The 18078-nt window shown below is 64.8% G+C and carries 14 protein-coding genes; 5 read left to right on the top strand and 9 right to left on the bottom strand.

Features of this window, described 5'->3' with window-relative positions; all coding sequences use genetic code 11:
- Positions 1 to 73: 73 nt before the first annotated feature.
- The 4 genes from ACO2Q4_RS08605 to ACO2Q4_RS08620 are packed head-to-tail and all read left to right on the top strand — an operon-like array spanning position 74 to position 2874.
- Positions 74 to 1165: a glycosyltransferase family 4 protein gene (locus tag ACO2Q4_RS08605; RefSeq protein WP_423318637.1), complete on the top strand. Its 1092-nt coding sequence runs from the start codon at positions 74 to 76 to the stop codon at positions 1163 to 1165.
- Positions 1166 to 1208: 43 nt separating this feature from the next.
- On the top strand, positions 1209 to 1778 hold the full coding sequence (locus ACO2Q4_RS08610; protein ID WP_423318639.1) for a hypothetical protein: 570 nt from the start codon (positions 1209 to 1211) through the stop codon (positions 1776 to 1778).
- Entirely contained in the window at positions 1775 to 2323 is a 549-nt protein-coding gene (locus ACO2Q4_RS08615) for a hypothetical protein (RefSeq protein ID WP_423318641.1), read from the top strand. The genes ACO2Q4_RS08610 and ACO2Q4_RS08615 overlap by 4 nt, the downstream gene beginning before the upstream one ends.
- A complete protein-coding gene (locus tag ACO2Q4_RS08620) occupies positions 2320 to 2874 on the top strand; it encodes a hypothetical protein (protein ID WP_423318643.1) in 555 nt (184 codons plus the stop codon). The genes ACO2Q4_RS08615 and ACO2Q4_RS08620 overlap by 4 nt, the downstream gene beginning before the upstream one ends.
- On the opposite strand, the gene ACO2Q4_RS08625 is transcribed toward ACO2Q4_RS08620, so the two are convergent.
- The 3 genes from ACO2Q4_RS08625 to ACO2Q4_RS08635 form a co-directional block, all read right to left on the bottom strand.
- Entirely contained in the window at positions 2843 to 4168 is a 1326-nt protein-coding gene (locus ACO2Q4_RS08625) for a hypothetical protein (RefSeq protein WP_423318645.1), read from the bottom strand. The two genes, ACO2Q4_RS08620 and ACO2Q4_RS08625, sit on opposite strands and share 32 nt — an antisense overlap.
- A 152-nt stretch (positions 4169 to 4320) precedes the next feature.
- The gene (locus tag ACO2Q4_RS08630; protein WP_423318647.1) at positions 4321 to 5019 is read right to left on the bottom strand and encodes a YczE/YyaS/YitT family protein; all 699 of its coding nucleotides are present in this window, start codon (positions 5017 to 5019) and stop codon (positions 4321 to 4323) included.
- Positions 5020 to 5100: 81 nt separating this feature from the next.
- On the bottom strand, positions 5101 to 6843 hold the full coding sequence (locus ACO2Q4_RS08635) for an adenine deaminase C-terminal domain-containing protein (RefSeq protein WP_423318649.1): 1743 nt from the start codon (positions 6841 to 6843) through the stop codon (positions 5101 to 5103).
- Between the two features lie 210 nt (positions 6844 to 7053).
- On the opposite strand from ACO2Q4_RS08635, the gene ACO2Q4_RS08640 reads away from it, so the two are divergent.
- Positions 7054 to 7974, top strand: a complete 921-nt coding sequence (locus ACO2Q4_RS08640; protein WP_395132663.1) for a LysR family transcriptional regulator — start codon at positions 7054 to 7056, stop codon at positions 7972 to 7974.
- Between the two features lie 9 nt (positions 7975 to 7983).
- Here the strand turns inward: ACO2Q4_RS08640 and bla are convergent, their stop codons facing one another.
- From bla to kdpA, 6 genes are all read right to left on the bottom strand, one after another.
- A complete protein-coding gene (gene bla / locus ACO2Q4_RS08645) occupies positions 7984 to 8856 on the bottom strand; it encodes a class A beta-lactamase (protein WP_423318651.1) in 873 nt (290 codons plus the stop codon).
- A gap of 80 nt (positions 8857 to 8936) precedes the next feature.
- Entirely contained in the window at positions 8937 to 9644 is a 708-nt protein-coding gene (locus ACO2Q4_RS08650) for a response regulator transcription factor (protein ID WP_423318653.1), read from the bottom strand.
- On the bottom strand, positions 9641 to 12322 hold the full coding sequence (locus tag ACO2Q4_RS08655) for a DUF4118 domain-containing protein (protein ID WP_423318655.1): 2682 nt from the start codon (positions 12320 to 12322) through the stop codon (positions 9641 to 9643). The genes ACO2Q4_RS08650 and ACO2Q4_RS08655 overlap by 4 nt, the downstream gene beginning before the upstream one ends.
- Positions 12323 to 12617: 295 nt before the next feature.
- Complete coding sequence (kdpC, locus tag ACO2Q4_RS08660) at positions 12618 to 13181, bottom strand: potassium-transporting ATPase subunit KdpC (protein WP_423318657.1); 564 nt, start codon at positions 13179 to 13181, stop codon at positions 12618 to 12620.
- 10 nt (positions 13182 to 13191) lie between these two features.
- The gene (kdpB, locus tag ACO2Q4_RS08665; RefSeq protein ID WP_423318659.1) at positions 13192 to 15231 is read right to left on the bottom strand and encodes a potassium-transporting ATPase subunit KdpB; all 2040 of its coding nucleotides are present in this window, start codon (positions 15229 to 15231) and stop codon (positions 13192 to 13194) included.
- 55 nt (positions 15232 to 15286) lie between these two features.
- Entirely contained in the window at positions 15287 to 16975 is a 1689-nt protein-coding gene (gene kdpA / locus ACO2Q4_RS08670; protein ID WP_423318661.1) for a potassium-transporting ATPase subunit KdpA, read from the bottom strand.
- Positions 16976 to 18078 lie beyond the last annotated feature (1103 nt).

Consider the following 18078-nt stretch of genomic DNA (forward strand, 5'->3'; position numbering starts at 1 on the left):
CAACGGACTTGAACCGGCAACCGGAACCCGGCAACCTGCGCATGCCGCTGGGCCGCCCAAACGAGACTGACAGATGACTCGCATAACCTTCCTGATGCCCCAGCTGTCGCTTAATGGCGGGATCCGGGTCATTGGCGAATACGGGCGGGAACTGACCCGTCAGGGCCATGACGTCGCCTTTGTCGCGCGCGAGCCGCAGCAGCCACGGCTGCGGGACATCCTGCGCGGCCGCGCGTTCCGGCGCCGCTCGGGCGAGGACCTGTCCGACTATTTCTTCGATGTCGCGGACCGGCTGCGCACCTTTCCGGCACGCCGCAAGCTGCGGGCCAGCGACCTGCCCGACGCGGATTTTCTGGTCTGTTCGTGGTGGGAGACGGTGGAGTGGGCCGCCCCCATGCCCGCCAGCAAGGGCCGCCTTGCCCACCTGATGCAGGGATACGAGATGTTCCCCTGGGTGCCCCGCGACCGCGTCGCCCGCACATACGAGGCTGATACGATCAAGGTCGCGGTGTCGCGCTGGATCGCGGACATGGTCGAGACCAATCACGGCCGCACCGCCGATGCCGTGATCCATAACGCGGTCGATGCGGCCCGCTTCGCCTTTCGCCCCACGCGCGAAAACGATTGCCTGACGCTGGGCATGGTCTATTCGCAGCCCTCGATCAAGAATTCGGACCTGGCCTTTCCACTGCTGGACCTGCTGGCCGCGCGGGGCATCAAGGCGAAACTGGTCGTCTTCGGGACGGACCAACCGGCGGACGAACATCTTTCGCGGGCCGACACGGTCTTTCATCGCAGGCCCGACCAGTCCCGTATCCCGTCGATCTATCAGGGCTGCGACCTGTGGCTTTTCCCCTCGCTCGAAGAAGGTTTCGGGCTGCCGCTGATCGAGGCGATGGCCTGCGGGACGCCGGTCGTGTCCGGCATTGCGGGTGCGGCGCCGGAACTGGTCCGCGACGCGGTGAACGGCTATCTTTGCGACCCGACCCCGGACAGCTTCGCCGCGGCGATTACCCGCTATATGGACCTGTCCCCCGCCGCCCGACAGGAGATGTCGCGCGCCGCTCACCAGACTGTCGCCAACTGGAGCTGGGCCGACGCGGCGGGCCAGTTCATCCGCACGCTCGACGCGGACCACGGACCGGCAAACGCCCGCAGGGGATAATCATACTGCTTGATCTCGCCCGGAACGCGAGTTCAGATGAAGCATGTCGCCCGATGCGGAACCTCGTCTTCTTCGGCGCTTGTGGCTGAGACTTCTGGCCACGCTCGGCATCGCGGCTGCGGTGCTGCTTAGCTGGTGGTGGAAGATCGACGAGGCGCGCAGCCCCGAGGATGCACCGGAAACCGCCTTCGGCCAGCAGATCGATCTTGGCCGCAGTCTGTTCACCCCCGAGGCCCTGGTCCTACGCCGCCAGCCAGACGGCCCCGACCAGCTGGTCATGACGGCGCTGATCGAGAACATCACCGGCGCGACCCAGGCGGCGGTGTTCGGCAGCCCTCCGCGCCCGCCCGGCCTCAGCATCGACGGTGCGCCGCTGGACGCGCCCGAAGTCACCCTGCTGCGCGATGGCGAGATGCTGCGCGAATTGCAGCCGCGCCTGCCCGAGCGGATCACGCTGGCCTGGACCCTGTCCCGGCCTTGGCAGGCGCAGCCGGTCGAGATCGGTTTTGCGCGCCAGACCTTCAAGCTGCGCGACAACCTGTACGGCCAGTCAAGCTGGCTTGGCTTTGTCCCCTCTGCCAGAATGACGGTCGAGCCCGAGGACACGCCATGAAGAACGTGGCGAATGGCCTGATCCTTGTCGTGGCCGCCGTCCTGCTGGGCGCAATGATGCTGAGCAATCCCGACTATAACAGCGCGATCCGCCCCTTTGTCGCCGAAGCTGCGCCTGGCGAGATGGGTCGGACCCGCCTGATCGCGGGTCGCTTTGACGACTGGCGCACGGCGGACCGCGTCCAGTTTCCACAATATGGCCGCAAGTTGACCCGCGGGACCGGCGGCGTTTTCCTGATCGCGGACCTGACGCTGTCGGGAACCACGACCTCGACCATGGTGGCGGCGACCTGGATCGGGGCCAGCAAGCGGCAGTATCGCGCAACCTCTCGGGTCAGCGGGCCGCCGCGCCTGATCGACCAGCTATGGCTGCAGCCCGGCGTCAGGAACAAGACCTTCGCGGTCTTCGAGCTGCCCCCGGACGAGATCGCGGGCGGGGCAATCCTGCTGACCCTGCCGCTGAACCCGCCGATGGAGGGCACGCTGCAAATCGCCCCGCCCGAAACGCCGCCCGGACATGAAACCTTGGCAAGGCTGGACGAATGAAGACGCTGGGCCTGATCGCCGCGACGCTGCTGTTCCTTGCGCTGTCGGTGCTGGTCGTCGCCTGGCCGGATCTTGAGACCCTGCGGCAGAACCGGAACTGGAACGTCACGCAATCGGACCAGCCGAAGGGAGAGCTGCGCGGCGTCCGTGTCTTTGTCGATCAGGCACGCGCAATGATCATGCCCGTCGCGCCCGACCGGGCCATCGTCTATCTGCGCCTGGGTCTGCAATCGGATGGGCCGCCGTTGCGCGACTGGCTCAGCTGCGACATCGGCCTGATCGACGGGGCCGGGCGCAGGTGGCTGCCGCTGGCCAACATGGCGGGCACGCAGATCGTCAAGGTTCTGGGCGATGCCGGGGCCAGCGGGCGGAATTGCGACCAGTCGCTGTCGCTTGCCCCCGAGGATGGCGGGCCGTCCTTTTCCGAACTGGCCTTCCTGATTCCGTCGGACCTGCTGGACCAATTGCGCTTGGAAATCTCGGCGATGAAGACACGCCCCGAGGCACTGTCCCTGCCATTCAGGCCGGCGTTGACGCTGCCTCCGGCCTAGGCTGTGGCGCGGCCTTGGCCTGCGCGCGGCCCGCAAGCTCCAGCCCCGCGGCCAGGATGCAGAATTGCAGCGGGCTGACCAGCAACCCTCCCGGCGGGGCACCGGGCGAATTGAACAGCGCCCCGAGCGGGACCGTGGCGACCTGCCATGTCAGCATGTCCTGTGGACCGATCAGGTGGGCCAACCCGATCCAGGCCCAGTTCCCCAGCCAGTCGACGAAGCGCCACAGCACCAGGACCGAGGCGGTCAGCGCGAACCCCGCCGAGGCCGCCAGCAGGATCCCGTTCGTCACCGCATGCCAGCGCCGGACGATCCCGTCCCAGAAATGGCCGATGAAGTCTGTCAGCGGTTTTGGCAGCGCCTGCCAACCCCGGATCGCGCGACCGGCGATGCGCCGTGTCTCGCCGCGCAAGGCGTTCATGTCGTGACCATAGACGATCGCGCCAAGATTGAACCAGATCAGCGGCAGCAACGCATACCAGAACAGCGCGCTGACCACCGGCCAGGGCTGGGGCGGTCCGGGCCAATCAACGGGCATCCGCGCCGCATCGGTGACGTCCGCCCGCGCCGCGCCGACCACCCAGTCGAACAGAGTTGCCGGCGATGGCAGCGTCGCGAGAAAGGCGGCGAATTCGTCCTTCCACCCCGAGATGACGTAAAGGCCCAGCAGCGCCCAGGTCGCCTCGCAGGCGACGATCAGCATGGCCCAGCCATTCCCGTCGCTGCGGCGGTCGCAATGCTTGGCCAGCCGACGGACGCCCCAGATCAGCACGACGGCCATCACCACCCACCCGGTCTGCCCGATCTCAAGCGCGGTCGGAGAGGCCTGGGGATTGGTGAAGTCGATCCGTGCCATCTGCGCGGCATAGAAGATCTGGGAATAGCTGCGCAGCGTGTCGCCAAGCAGCCCCCAGCCCGCGTAATAGCCATAGAAGGGCACCAGCACGGCCAGAAGTGCGACTGCGAAACCGCCGGGCGCAACGGCGCCATCCGGCGGTTGGGCTGCCCCTTCCGGTGCGTCCCGTCTGCGTCGGCGCAGGCGCATCAGCGGCAGGCCGTTTCGCAGGATCACGAAGAAGGCGACGAAGATGACCAGCTGAAGCAGGATCACCGGCGCGATCGCGACCAGCCCAAGGATCCGGCTGAACAGTCCGATCTGCACCGCCACGCGGATCAGGACTTCCTCCAGCAGCGCCCCCGCCGCCCAGACGGCGGTCAGCACCAATCCATAGCGGCGAAACAGTTGCGCGGTCAGCCCGACATGCCGGCCGATCACCCCGATCACATCCGCCATCCCCCCTCCGTCGCGGCACTGGCCGCGGTGCCAGTAAGCACCAAAGCCCCGCTCGCGTCCACCCGAGGGACAACCATCAGGCGAAAGCCGGCCATGCCTGAACGACGAAACGCCCCGGAGATCCGGGGCATTCCTGTCGGGCTGGTCATGTCTTAGGCGGTGACGCCGGACCCGGCGGTCTTGCGCGCCTGCAGGCGCTTGAACAGCCAGAAATACAGCTTGATGTATTGTCCGACGAAGATCGCGTTCAGCAGCGTGCCTTCGCGGATGAACTTGACTTCGCCCAGGAAGGCCAGCCCGATCAGCGCGGCCATGACCAGCAAGGTCAGGTCGAAGCAGGACTTGATATTGCCCCATTTCCAGCCGGTCCGTTTGAAGATCGTGTTGACGAACATGTCGATCGGCATCAGCACCAGATTGGCGCGGATCATCAGGAACAGGCCGAATGCCAGCGCGGCATCGCCCACCAGCAGCAGCAGAACCTTGGCCCAATAGGCGTCAAGCTGCACCCAGCCCGTCATCTTCAGGTTGAAGTCCAGGCAGAGCGCCAGGACGAAGGCCGGGATCAGCGAGGCGAAGTTCTTCATCTCCCAGCCCTTGGGCAGGATCAGGAAGGTCAGTGCCAGCATGATAAGCTCAAGGCAGAAATTATAGGTGCCCTGGCTTAGCGGCGGAAAGACCAGCGTCATCGTCCGCGTCAGCGAGCTTTGCGGCGAGATGCCGATGCCCGCGCGGATCGCCATGCTGACGCCCAGCGTCAGCAGATAGATCCCGACGACATAAATGATCCAGCGCCGCTTCAGGCTGCCGGTATCGACGATTTCGGCCTCGGCCGTGGATCCGTGATCCATGATGTTCCTCCCTTTTTATGGGCGCCTCCCCCTTGGGGCGCATGTGGTCGGGGCCCCCGCGCGGGGCGGGGGCGCAATCGGTCATTTCAGGAAGCGGAAGCGGTGTAATGAGATGAACAGGCTGAGCAGCTTGTTCACCACCGGCTCGCCCTCGTTCCGGTTGCCAAGCTCGGCCAGCGCCGCGTCGATGGCATGGGCAGCGGCGGTCAGTTCCGCGACCGTCATGTTCGCCATCACCCCATAGATCTCAAGCGGCAGGACGGCCTTGTCCTGCCCGCCTTCGGTCACGATGCAGGCCCCGGCATGGCTGTCGACACGCTGGACGGCATGGCACATCTCGGCGCTGTCCTGCCCCACAGTGACGAAATAGGGATGCGGTGCCGGCCAATAGGTCGCGACCGCGCCACGCGTGACATGAACGCCCCGGAACAACCCGTTGACGACGTGCCGTTCACCCGTGGGATAGCGCTGGATCACCGAGATCCGGCTATGCGCGACCCCATCGATTTCGGGCAGGACGCGCCCATCGACATAGGGAACCCAGACCTCCTGGTGGAATTTCAGGTGCCCGCGCCCATAGACGTCGAACAGCAGCACCTTGGCCTGGCTGCCATCGGCAGAAATCTCCAGCGGTTGCAGATCAAGCTGGGCGGGCATCAGATCCCCTGCCCCCTTCACCGCCGGCTTGCACATCACCGAATAGTCGATCGCGGCGCTTTTCTTCAGCATCCGGCGGCTTTCGGCGACCAGCTCGCCGTCCTTGAAGACATGCAGCGGGTTGATCCGGGACAGGCTGTCGGTCAGCACGATATCGGCAAAGCGGCCCGGCGCCAGCGAGCCGATCAGGTGGTCCATGTGGAACGACCGCGCGGTGTTGTAGCTGGCCATCTTGATCGCGTGGATCGGGTTGATCCCCATTTCCGCGCAAAGCGAGACAATCCAGTCCATGTGCCCCATCGTCAGCAACCGCTGGATCGAGATGTTGTCGGTGCAAAGCTGGAAATTGTCGGTGGGCCATTTGCGATCGACGATCGCGCGCAGAAGAACCTTGATGACCTCGGCGCTGCCGACACCGAACTTGATCTGCGTGGGCATGCCGAAGCGCACGCTTTTCTCGATGTCTTTCTCGTTCCAGACATCGTGGTTGTTCGAGGCGCCGATGGCGGGAAGATAGTTCAGCACCATGTCGTCCAGCGCGGTCACGCCCCAATGGGCGTTCATGAAGCCACCCTGCGCGCGCAGCCACGCGGCCTTGCGGAAGTCGTCCTCGTCCCCCGAGCTATAGGTGAAATGCTCGAACTCTCCCAGGCCGATCACCGGGTCCATCTTCAGGACCTCACGCGTGACCGCTGCATCGACCTTCTTGCCCGGCGCGAAGGCGAACAGGCGATAGGGCAGAAGCTCATGGTCGCGGAACAGGTTCCGCGCCGCCTCGACCCCTTCGCCCGCGGCTGCGGACAGCAGGTCAAGGCATTCGGCAAAGATCGTAGTCGTGCCCTGCGCCACCATCGCCTCGCCCAGGGCGACGGGATGGGCAAGCTGGGATTCGAAATGGATATGGGCGTCGATCAGGCCGGGGATCGCGTAAAGCCCCCTGCCGTCAAAGATCTGCTTCACCTGCAGGATCGCCTCGTCCGGGCTGAAACCGATGATCTTTTTGTCATGGACAAGGATCGTCCCCGGAAACACCGTCTCGCCATGCACGTCGAGGATGTTGACGTTGCGGATCAGCAGATCCGCCGTGGCGCGGCCGTGCAGGATCTCGAAGATCTCGCGGACCTTGGCGTATTCCTGCGTTTCGCTGTGTTCGATGCCGTCTTTCATGGCCTGTCCCTTCTGGTCGTGACGGGGTGGGCAAAGCGTCGGACAATCGCCATCGGTCAATGGCAAACCATTGAATAGACAACACTTAGCGATGACCGGCTTTTCCCATGCGCGGCTTCCCGCGCCCCCTTGTCCCTATATGACGGGATTGCTTCGCTTCCGAAAAGCAGTATTTTCCGTGCAGAGCGAACGCTTTTCGAGAACACCAATATGCTTCATTCCCGTGTCCTGCGCTATATCGACGAAGTGGCCCGCACCGGTTCGATCCGGGCGGCGGGGCAGAAGCTGAACATCGCGCCCTCGGCCATCAACAAGCACCTGCTGCTGCTTGAGGAGGAAATCGGAGAGCCGCTGTTCGAGCGCCTGCCACGCGGCTTGCGCCTGACCCCCGCGGGGGAAATCCTGGTCGCGCATATCCGCCGCACGATCCGCGAATACAGCCAGGTCGAGGCCGAGATCCGCGACCTGAAGAACCTTGAGGCGGGCGAGCTGATCCTGGCGACGATGAACGGCCTTGCGGGCGGCATCGTCCCGCGCACGGTGGCCAGTTTCTGCGCCCGCCACCCGCGCCTGAAGGTGTCGATCCGCGTGATGTTCGCCCATGACGTCGTGAAATCCGTCGAAGAGGGCGAGGCAGACCTTGGTCTGGCCTTCAACCTGCCCGCGACCCCACAGCTGGAAACCCTGTGGAAACATGACACGCGGCTGGGCGCGGTCCTGTCCCCCGCCCATCCGCTTGTCGGGGCTGAAAGCCTGACGCTTGCGCATTGCGCGCCCTATCCCCTGATCTTCGCGGACCGGACGATGCTGATCCATGACATCGTCGACCGCGCATTCGAGGATCTGGACCTTGGCGTCGAGCCATCCTTCCGCTCGAATTCGATCGAGGCGATGAAATGCCTTGCCTCGGCCGGGGACGGGATCGCCTTTCTCAGCAAGTTCGACATTGCCGAGGAAGAACGGAACGGCAGCCTTGCCTATATCCCCATCCGCGACCCCATCCTGTCGGGAAACATGATCTCGCTGGTGCAGCGCGAAAAGAAAAGCCGCGGGCTGGCCGCGGCCATGTTCGCCGAGGATCTGGTGCGGATGCTGAAGACCACCGCCGCAAGCCATGCCACGCCCCATTGAGCGCGGCGGTCAGTCCTCGGTCAGCCGACCCATGACAGCGCGTCCCACCTCGGCCAGCGCGGCATTGCGGGTCGCGAAATCGGCATCGGTATCCGAGATATAGATCGCGACGAAGATCGGCGCGCGACCGGGCGGCGTCAGCATCGCCACGATATTGCGGGTGTTCCGGCCGCTTCCCGACTTGTCCGCGACATCCCAGCCCTTGGGAACCGAAGGGCGAAGCAGCGCCCCCGTGACACCGCCCGGACGCATCCAGTCCGCCAGTTGGCGGCGCGAATCCGGCGTCAACGCATCACCCTGCAACATCTTCTGCCAAGTCGCGATCATCGCCGCGGGACTGGTGGTGTCGCGCAGATCGCCGGGGGTCAGCGTGTTCAGTTCCGGCTCCATCCGGTCGAGGCGCGATACCTGATCCCCGATCCCATGCAGGAAAGCCGTGACCCCTGCCGGGCCGCCCAGCCGCTGAATCAGCAGGTTCGCGGCAGTATTGTCGCTTTGGTCCAGGGTCGCGAAGCACAGTTCTGCCAGCGACATGCCGCCGCCGATGCGCGTGCTGGCGATCGGGGCGTGTTCCTGAATGTCGGATTTCGCGATGGGCAGCACCTCGGACAGGGACAGCGCACCCTTGTCCCGCTGGGCCAGGACAGCGCCGCACAGCACCGCCTTGAAGGTGCTGTTCATCAGGAACCGCTCATCCTGGCGGTATCCCCAGCCCTGCCGCGCGCCGCTGTCATGCACCGCGATGCCGACCCGCCCGCCAAGACGCTGCTCGATCCCCGCGACCGTGGTTTCGAACGAGGATGCGGCCAGCGCCACGGACGGGGCAAGGGTCAGTGCTGCAATGGCGGCGACGCGACGCAGGTTTCGGACAAGGACGGACATGGGCATTCTTCCTTTTCATCAACTGAAGTCATGGGGATCAGTTAGGCGATCGGGAAGCATGTGGAAATCCGGCAGATCGTTCACTCCTTGCGCCCAGTAATCGGATCGGCTTCGCGCAGACGATACCCAACCCCGGTTTCCGTCGTGATATAGACAGGGGCCTCTGGGCTTTCTTCAATCTTCTGGCGGAGCTGACGGACATAGACGCGCAGGTATTGCACCTCGCCCATGTCCCCCCAGACATGATGAAGCAGATGTTGATGGGTGATGACCTTGCCAGCGTGCTGCACGAGGATACGCAGGATGTCATATTCCTTGGGCGACAGCTTCACCTCGCGGTCGTGAATCCGCACGATGCGGCGCACCAGATCGACCGACAGCGCACCTGTCTGGAACAGCGGGCGTTCGCCCTGTTGTTGCAGGCGGTGGCGCAGCGCGACGCGGATACGGGCAGCCAGCTCCTTCATGCCAAAGGGCTTGGTGACGTAGTCGTCCGCCCCCAGTTCCAGCGCGCGAACGATGCCGGTTTCGTCGGTGCGCGCGGACAGGATAACGATGGGCAGTTCCAGCGCCTGCGACCGCCATTGTTCCAGCAGGTCGTGGCCCTGCATGTCGGGCAGCCCCAAATCCAGCACGATCAGGTCCGGTCGTTCGGACGCGGCCAGTTCTTTTGCCTCCCGGCCATTGCGTGCCTCGATCACGGTGTAGCCTTCGATGATCAGGCCGGTGCGCAGAAGCTTGCGGATCGGTTGTTCGTCATCGACGATCAGCACTTTGACGTCGTTCATGGCGCAATCTCCTGTGGCAAGGGCAGCCGGATGCGGAACAGGGCGCCGCTGCGGTCGGGGCGGTTCGCGGCGCGGATGGTCCCGCCCATCGCCTCGATGAAGCCGCGGCAGATGGCCAGACCCAGCCCGGTCCCGGCCAGCACCTGATCGGTCTTGCGCACGCGGTAGAAGATGTCGAAGACCCGTTCCAGATCGGCGGGTGGAATGCCCGGCCCCTCGTCCCCGATTTGCAGGATGACGCTGCCGTTTTCTTGCCAGCCTTCGATGCCGATCGGCGTGCCCTCGGGGGCGTATTTCGCGGCATTGTCCAGCAGGTTGAACAGCACCTGTTCAAACAGCGTCGGGTCCAGCCGCAGCATCGGCATTTCGGGGGCAAGCGTGACGGTGATGCGGTGCCGCGCCAGCACCGTTTCCGCGCGGCGCAGCACCGCGCCCACCGCCTCGTCCACATAGACCGCCTGGAAGTTGGGCACGGTCGCGCCGCTTTCGATGCGCGTCATATCCAGCAGATTGGCGATGAAACGGTTCAGCCGTTCGGATTCGTCGTTCACCGTGGCCAGCAAGTCCCGCCTGCTGTCCGGGGCCAACGCATCGAAGTAATCGCGCAGCATCCCCGCCGCGCCCATGATCCCCGCCAAGGGCGTGCGCAAGTCATGCGAGATCGAGGTCAGCAGCGCAGAACGCAGCTTGTCCGCCTCGGCCGAGAGTTTCGCGCGGTCCAGATCATCGACCAGTTGGATCCGCTCGATCGCCAGCGCGGCCTGATCGGCAAGCGCATCGCACAGTCGGCTTTGATCCGGGGTCAGCAGCGGGCCGCTGCGATCGTTGTCCAGCCCGATCACGCCCACGGTCATGCGCCCGGTGCGCAGCGGCAGATACAGCCGGCGCGCGCCGGGCAGCGTGTCGGCCCCGCGTCCCGCAGGCAGGCTGTGTTCGAACGCCCATTGCGCGGCGGCGATGTCGGCGTCGTCCAGCGTGTCATCGGGCGGGAACCCGGCGCGGACGGCGACGGTATCTCCCTGGGGCATCAGCAGCACGGTATTGACGCGCAGCATGGTCGCCATCTGGTTCACCGTGACCCACAGCACATCGTCCAGCGTGCCTGCGACCGACAGCCGCTTGGAAAACAGATACAGGCTTTCGGTGATCCGTGCCCTGATCCGCGCTGCCCGGGCCTGACGATGCACCCGGGCCGTCAGGTTCGAGGTGATCGCCGCCGCGCACAGGAAAAAGATCAGCGCCACCACGCTCTCCGGGTCGCGGATGGTCAGCGAATACTGCGGGGCGAGGAAGAAATAGTTATAGGCCAGCGCCCCAAGGATCGAGGCGAACAGCGCAGGCATCAGCCCCGCCGTCGCAGCCGAGGTCAGCACCGCCATCAAGAACACCAGCCCGATATTCCTGACATCGAAGATGCGAAACAGCGCCATGCCCACCAGCACCGCCATTCCGGTGTAAAGCGTGGCCTGCAGATAGGGCAGCAGGCCTAGTTCCTGCCGGGTGGCGAAGGACAGCCCGCGCGTGGCGGACCTGTCGCGTTCCCGCCCCGCCACCACATGGACATTGATGTCGCGCGCCTGCCGGATCAGCTCGGTCGAGACCGTGCCGCGCAGCCATTCCTGCCAGACCGGCTTTTCGGTGCGCCCGACGATGATATGGCTGAAGTTGTGCGTCATCGCGTGGCGCAGGATCTCACGCACGACGCCTTGGCCGGGCAGGGTCACGGCCTCTCCGCCCAGTTGTTCGGCAAGGCGCATGGTGCTGGCGATGCGGTCCTTGTCGGGATCGGACAGGCGCATGTCCTGGGCCAGTTCGACATGCAGCGCGGTCCAGCTCGCACGCATCCGGTCCGCCTGACGTTTGGCATAGCGCACCAGCGCCGGGCCACGCGGGCTTGCATCGACGCAGACAAGAATGCGGTCGCCGCTGGGCCAGGGTCCGCGCACGCCATGCGCCTGCATATGGGTCAGAAGCTGCGCATCGACCCGCTGCGCCGTCCGCCGCAGCGCCAGTTCCCGCAGAGCCGTCAGATTGCCGGGCGAGAAATAGTTCTGGATCGCGCGTTTGGCGGTGCGGGGCAGATAGACCTTGCCCTCGTGCAGGCGCTTGATCAGGTCGTCAGGGGTAAGGTCGATGATTTCGATATCGTCGGCGCGATCGATCACGCTGTCGGGGACGGTTTCGCGCACGCGGATACGGGTGATCTGGGCCACGACATCGTTCAGGCTTTCGACATGCTGGATGTTCAGTGTGGTATAGACGTCGATGCCCCGCGCCAGCAGTTCCAGCACATCCAGATACCGCTTGGGGTGGCGACTGCCCGGCGCGTTGGTATGGGCCAGTTCATCCACCAGCACCAGCGCGGGGGCGCGGGCGATGATGGCGTCCAGGTCCATTTCCTCCAGCGTTTGACCGCCATAGGGGATGCGTTGGCGCGGTACGATCTGGAACCCGTCCAGCAGCGCCGCTGTCTCGGCCCGGCCGTGGGTTTCGACGACGCCGATCACCACCTCCTGCCCATCGGCCAGCAGCGCGCGGCCGGATTCCAGCATTTCATAGGTTTTGCCGACGCCGGGCGCGGCGCCCAGGAAAATCTTCAGCCGCCCGCGCGTTTCCTGCACCGCTTTTTCCAGCAGCGCCTCGGGCAGAGGGCGGGCGTCGTCATTCGCGTCAGGCATGCGGAGGGTCCAGTCTTGGCCCCCTAATCTGTCACCTGGCCCATAAGGATGCGAGACGGAAGCCCCACCATTAATATAGGATTCTTATAAAGATCAGCCCACGGCCAGTCAGGCGAAGGCCAGGCAAAACCCGCACGGCGTCATGAATGGCTGCAGCATTGGCCTCACGCTCGCAATGGCGACGCGGCGCAGGTCCCGGTAGCGGGCTGCGGATCTGGACCGGGTTGCGGACGCCTCACACAGCCAACCCGCCGCATAAAAAGCACGCCCCCGGATCACCGAGGGCGTTTTTCCGTCAGCCTTGGGCGTCCAGCGCAAGGTTCAGTTCCAGCACATTGACCACCGGTTCGCCCAGCACGCCCAACAGGCGCGGTTGGGTGTGACCCGCGACCAGCGCCCGCACCGCGTCGGGCGACATGCCCCGCGCCTTTGCCACGCGGTCAACCTGATACAGCGCGCCTTCGGGAGTGATATGCGGGTCCAACCCGCTGCCCGAGGTCGTCACCAGATCGATCGGCGGCACGCTGCCGTTTTCCGCCGTCAGGCGCTGCGTTTCCGCCGCAACCCGCTCCACCAGCGCAGCACTTGTCGGGCCTAGGTTCGATCCGCTGGACGCCGCGGCGTCATAGCCCTCCGCCCCGGCGGCCGAGGGGCGACCATGGAAGTAGCCCGCCCCAGTGAAGTTCTGTCCGATCAGGGCCGAGCCTATGACCTTGCCGTCCCGTTCGATCAGGCTGCCATCGGCCTGCCTGGGGAAGACGGCCTGCGCGATGCCGGTGACGGCCAGCGGATAGGCCAGTCCGGTGATGACGGTGAACGCGCCGATCAGGACCAGCGCCGGGCGAAGATGTTTCAGCATGAGGACCCCCTTAGACCAGACCCATGGCGGTGATCGCCATGTCGATGAACTTGATCCCGGCAAAGGGCACCAGAATGCCGCCAAGACCGTAGACAAGCAGATTGCGTGACAGCAGTGCCCCCGCGCCGATCGCGCGGTATTTGACGCCCCGAAGCGCCAGCGGGATCAGCGCGACGATGATCAGCGCATTGAAGATGATCGCCGAAAGGATGGCGCTTTCGGGGCTGGCCAGCCCCATGACGTTCAGCCCCGACAACTGCGGGTAGAACGCCAGAAACATCGCCGGGATGATCGCGAAATACTTGGCGATGTCGTTGGCGATGCTGAAAGTGGTCAGCGCTCCGCGCGTCATCAGCAACTGCTTGCCGATCTCCACCACCTCGATCAGCTTGGTGGGATCGCTGTCCAGATCCACCATGTTGCCCGCTTCGCGCGCGGCGACGGTGCCGGTATTCATGGCGACGCCCACGTCGGACTGCGCCAGGGCGGGCGCGTCGTTGGTGCCGTCACCGCACATGGCGACCAGCTTGCCCTTGGCTTGTTCCTGCCGGATCAGGTCCAGCTTGTTTTCAGGCGTGGCCTGCGCAAGGAAATCGTCCACCCCCGCCTCGGCCGCGATGGCGGCGGCGGTCATGGGGTTGTCGCCGGTGATCATCACGGTGCGGATGCCCATGCGGCGTAACTCGGCGAAACGCTCGCGGATGCCGCCCTTCACGATGTCTTTCAGATAGATCACGCCCAGAAGGCGCCCGTCGCGGACCACGGCCAGGGGCGTTCCACCCTGCTTGGCGATGTCGTCGGCTATGCGCTGCAATCCGCGGGTGTCCTGACGGGTGGCGGGGTCAAGCTGACGCAGCACCGCCTCGACCGCGCCCTTGCGGATGGAGCTGCCGTCCAAGTCGACGCCGCTGATGCGGGTCTGGGCGGTAAAGGGCACGAATTGCGCGTTCAGCCCCGTCATGTCGCGGCCCCGGATGCCGTATTTCTCCTTGGCCAGAACGACGATCGAACGGCCCTCGGGCGTCTCGTCCGCCAGCGATGCAAGCTGCGCCGCATCGGCCAGTTCCAGGTCGGTGACGCCGCGCAGAGGGCGGAACTCGGCGGCTTGCCGGTTTCCCAGCGTGATCGTGCCGGTCTTGTCCAGCAGCAGCGTATCCACGTCGCCCGCCGCCTCGACCGCGCGGCCCGACATGGCCAGCACGTTGAAGCGCACCAGCCTGTCCATGCCCGCGATGCCGATGGCCGACAGCAGCGCGCCGATGGTGGTGGGGATCAGCGTCACGAACAGCGCGACCAGCACGATGACCGGGATCACCCCGCCGGCATAAGTGGCAAAACTGGGGATGGTGGCGACGGCCAGCACGAAGATCAGCGTCATCCCGGCCAGCAGGATGTTCAGCGCAATCTCGTTCGGGGTCTTTTGCCGCTCGGCCCCTTCGACGAGCGCGATCATCTTGTCGATGAAGGTCGACCCTGCAGCGGCGGTGATCCGCACCTTGATCCAGTCCGACAGCACCTGCGTGCCACCGGTGACGGCGCTGCGGTCGCCGCCAGATTCGCGGATGACCGGGGCGCTTTCTCCGGTGATCGCGGCCTCGTTCACCGACGCCACGCCCTGGATCACCTCACCGTCCGAGGGGATGATGTCGCCCGCCTCGACCAGCACCACGTCGCCCGGTTTCAGGCTGTTGCCGGGGACGATCCGGTAAGCGCCGCCATCCGACAGCAGCTTGGCCTGAGTTTCACTGCGCGTCTTGCGCAGCGATTCCGCCTGCGCCTTGCCGCGCCCCTCGGCGACGGCCTCGGCGAAATTCGCGAACAGGACGGTGAACCATAGCCACAGGACCACCTGCACCGAAAAGCCGATATTCGCGGCCCCGGTCAGCAGGTCGCGCAGCAGCAGAACAGTGGTCAGCGCAGACACCACGGCGACCACGAACATCACCGGGTTGCGGGCCAGACGGCGCGGATCAAGTTTGCGGAAGGCGTCCCCGATGGCGGGGACAAGGATGCGGGCATCAAGCATGCTCGCGGAATTGGACTGGTCCATGAAAGACTCCAGCGGATGGGGAATGGGCCGCCGCGCATGGGGGCGGCCCGCAGGTTCAGAAGGTCTGGCCCAGGGTCATCGCCAGATGCTCGACCACCGGGCCAAGGGCCAGCGCCGGGAAGAAGGTCAAGCCGCCCACGATCAGCGTGATGCCGATGACAAGGCCGATGAACAGCGCCCCGGTGGTGGGCAGCGTCCCTACCGATACGGGCACGGTCTTTTTCGCCGCCAGGGATCCGGCAATCGCCAGCACCGGGACGATCAGCAGGAAGCGACCCATCAGCATGCCCAGACCCAGCATGATATTGTAGAAAGGCGTATTGGCGCTGATGCCCGCGAATGCCGAGCCGTTGTTATTTGCGGCCGAGGTAAAGGCATAAAGCGCCTCGGAGAAACCATGCGGTCCGGCGTCTTGCAGGCTGGACAGGCCCGCTGGGACCACGACTGCGATGGCCGTCAGGGCCAGCACGGCGGCTGACGGGCCAAGCATGGCAAGGATGGCCATCTTGACCTCTCGCCCCTCGATCTTCTTGCCCAGATACTCCGGGGTGCGCCCGACCATCAGCCCCGCGATGAAGATCGAGACGATGGCATAGATCAGCATGCCATAGACGCCGGCACCGATCCCTCCCAGGGGCGGGATCATCATGAAGAACAGGGGCACCAGCCCGCCCAGTGGCATCAGGCTGTCATGCATCCCGTTCACCGCCCCCGTCGATGCCGAGGTCGTCACCACCGCGAACAGAGATGACAGGGCGATGCCGAAACGGGTCTCTTTCCCCTCCATATTGCCGCCTGTGATGCCCAAGGCCGGGTTGCCCGCGCTTTCGGCCCAATAGACGGTGGCGATGCCCACCAGCACGATCACCCCGATCACCCCCAGCAGCGCCCAGCCCTGACGCGGGTTGCCGACCATGCGGCCAAAGACGTTCAGCATCGCCAGCGACACGGCAAAGATCGATACCAGATGGATCAGGTTGGTCAGCGCGGTCGGGTTTTCGAAAGGATGCGCAGCGTTCGCGTTGAAGAAGCCGCCGCCATTCGTGCCCAGATGCTTGATCATCATCTGCGAGGCGACCGGCCCCTGCGCTATGGTCTGCTGCCCGCCCTCCAGCGTGGTTGCCACGGTATAGGACGACAGGTTCTGCGGCACGCCCTGCCATACCAGCACAAGGCTGCCGATGATGCAGATGGGCAGCAGGACGTAAAGAGTGGCGCGCGTCAGATCGACCCAGAAGTTGCCGACCGTCCGGCTTTCCGCACGCGAAAAGCCCCGGATGATTGCCATCGCCCCCGCCATGCCTACGGCGGCAGAGACGAAGTTCTGCACCGTCAGGCCCGACATCTGGGTCAGATAGCTCATCGTCGCTTCGCCGACATAGCCCTGCCAGTTGGTATTGGTCATGAAGCTGATGGCGGTGTTGAAGGCGCTGGTGGGTTCCACAGCGCCCATGCCTGCAGGATTCAGGAGCAATGAGCCCTGCACCCGCTGGATCAGATACAGCAGGCCAAAGCCCGCCGCGCAGAAGACCAGCATCGCGGTCATATAGCCGCTCCAATGCTGTTCGCGGTCGCGATCGGTGCCTGCAGCGCGATACAGAAGCGTCTCGACCGGGGACAGGACGGGCGACAGCAGCGTGCGTTCGCCGGTCATGACGCGGGTGATATAGCCGCCCAGCGGCCTGATCAGCGCCAAGGTGATCCCGACAAATATCAGGATCTGGATCCATCCGTTGATTGTCATGATACCGCCCTAGAACCTTTCGGGGCGGGCGAGGGCGTAAAGCAAGTAACCGCAGATAAAGACGGCGACCGCTGACCCCAGGGCATAGTCGAATAACATGCCGCCCTCCTTCAAAGTTTTTCGCAGGCGGCGATGTAGCCTGCCATCAGCGCGAAAAATCCGGCCGCGACGGCCAGAACAAGAATGTCCATCAATCATCTCCGATGATGCACGGCGTCCGCATGGGCGCCGAATGCGAACCGCCCGGAACCCTGCGTGCCATCCGGATCGGTATGGACCGGATATAATCCCGGCCCGCATAGTGCTTCGAGACGGGCGGGCGATGCGTTTTATAGGAATTGTATAGGAAACCGCCTGTCGCCGCGGTTCCCTCGATCATCATGAGAGTTGGCCGGTTTCTGATCGAAAATGGGCGGGTGGTTTCAGGGCAAGCGCGCCGGGCACGACACCATCTGGTAGCGCGAGCCTCCGGCGTTGCGAGATGTCATGGCTCCGCATCGCCCCGTGCACTGCTGCCCGCTCTGCCCGCTGGAAACCGGACCGTTTATAGCGGGAGTTTTCGGCGAGCCTTCCGTGGTTGAGAGCCAGGTTGCTGCGTGACGAGATCCGGCGGCTGACGGCGCTGGAAGACCAGAACAGCCGGCTGAAGTAGGTCGCCGATCTGGGACTGGACCCTGAGATGCCGCAGGGCGTGATCCGCCGAAGGCTCCTGACCGGATGGTCGAGCCGGGTCGCGGGATATGGCATTGATTGGGGCATGTCGATAGGCGGGGCTTCTGGCCCCTGCGGTCTGATACCTCAACGCTTCACTGCAAATCCCACCGCACCGATCCGGCAGCCGTCGCGAGACCGAGCAAGGAGATCTGCGAAGACGCGTAGGATTCGCAATGCGTTGAGCCTTTGGTTGCGCAGCAGTCGTCCCAAGCGGCGGGTGCAGGCGAAGCTGCGCGATGATCGCCAGAAGGCGGCCAGGCCAAACGATGTCTGGGCCGTGGAATGAAGCGGATCGGAAAACGGTCCGAGGAACTGTTTTCCCGCCGAATGTCCATGACCCGCTGCCTTGGGCAACAGAACCACGATATTGATGATCGTCTACGCCCATT

It is taken from the genome of Paracoccus sp. KR1-242, assembly GCF_049446195.1.
In the GTDB taxonomy this organism is placed as follows: Bacteria; Pseudomonadota; Alphaproteobacteria; order Rhodobacterales; family Rhodobacteraceae; genus Paracoccus; species Paracoccus broussonetiae.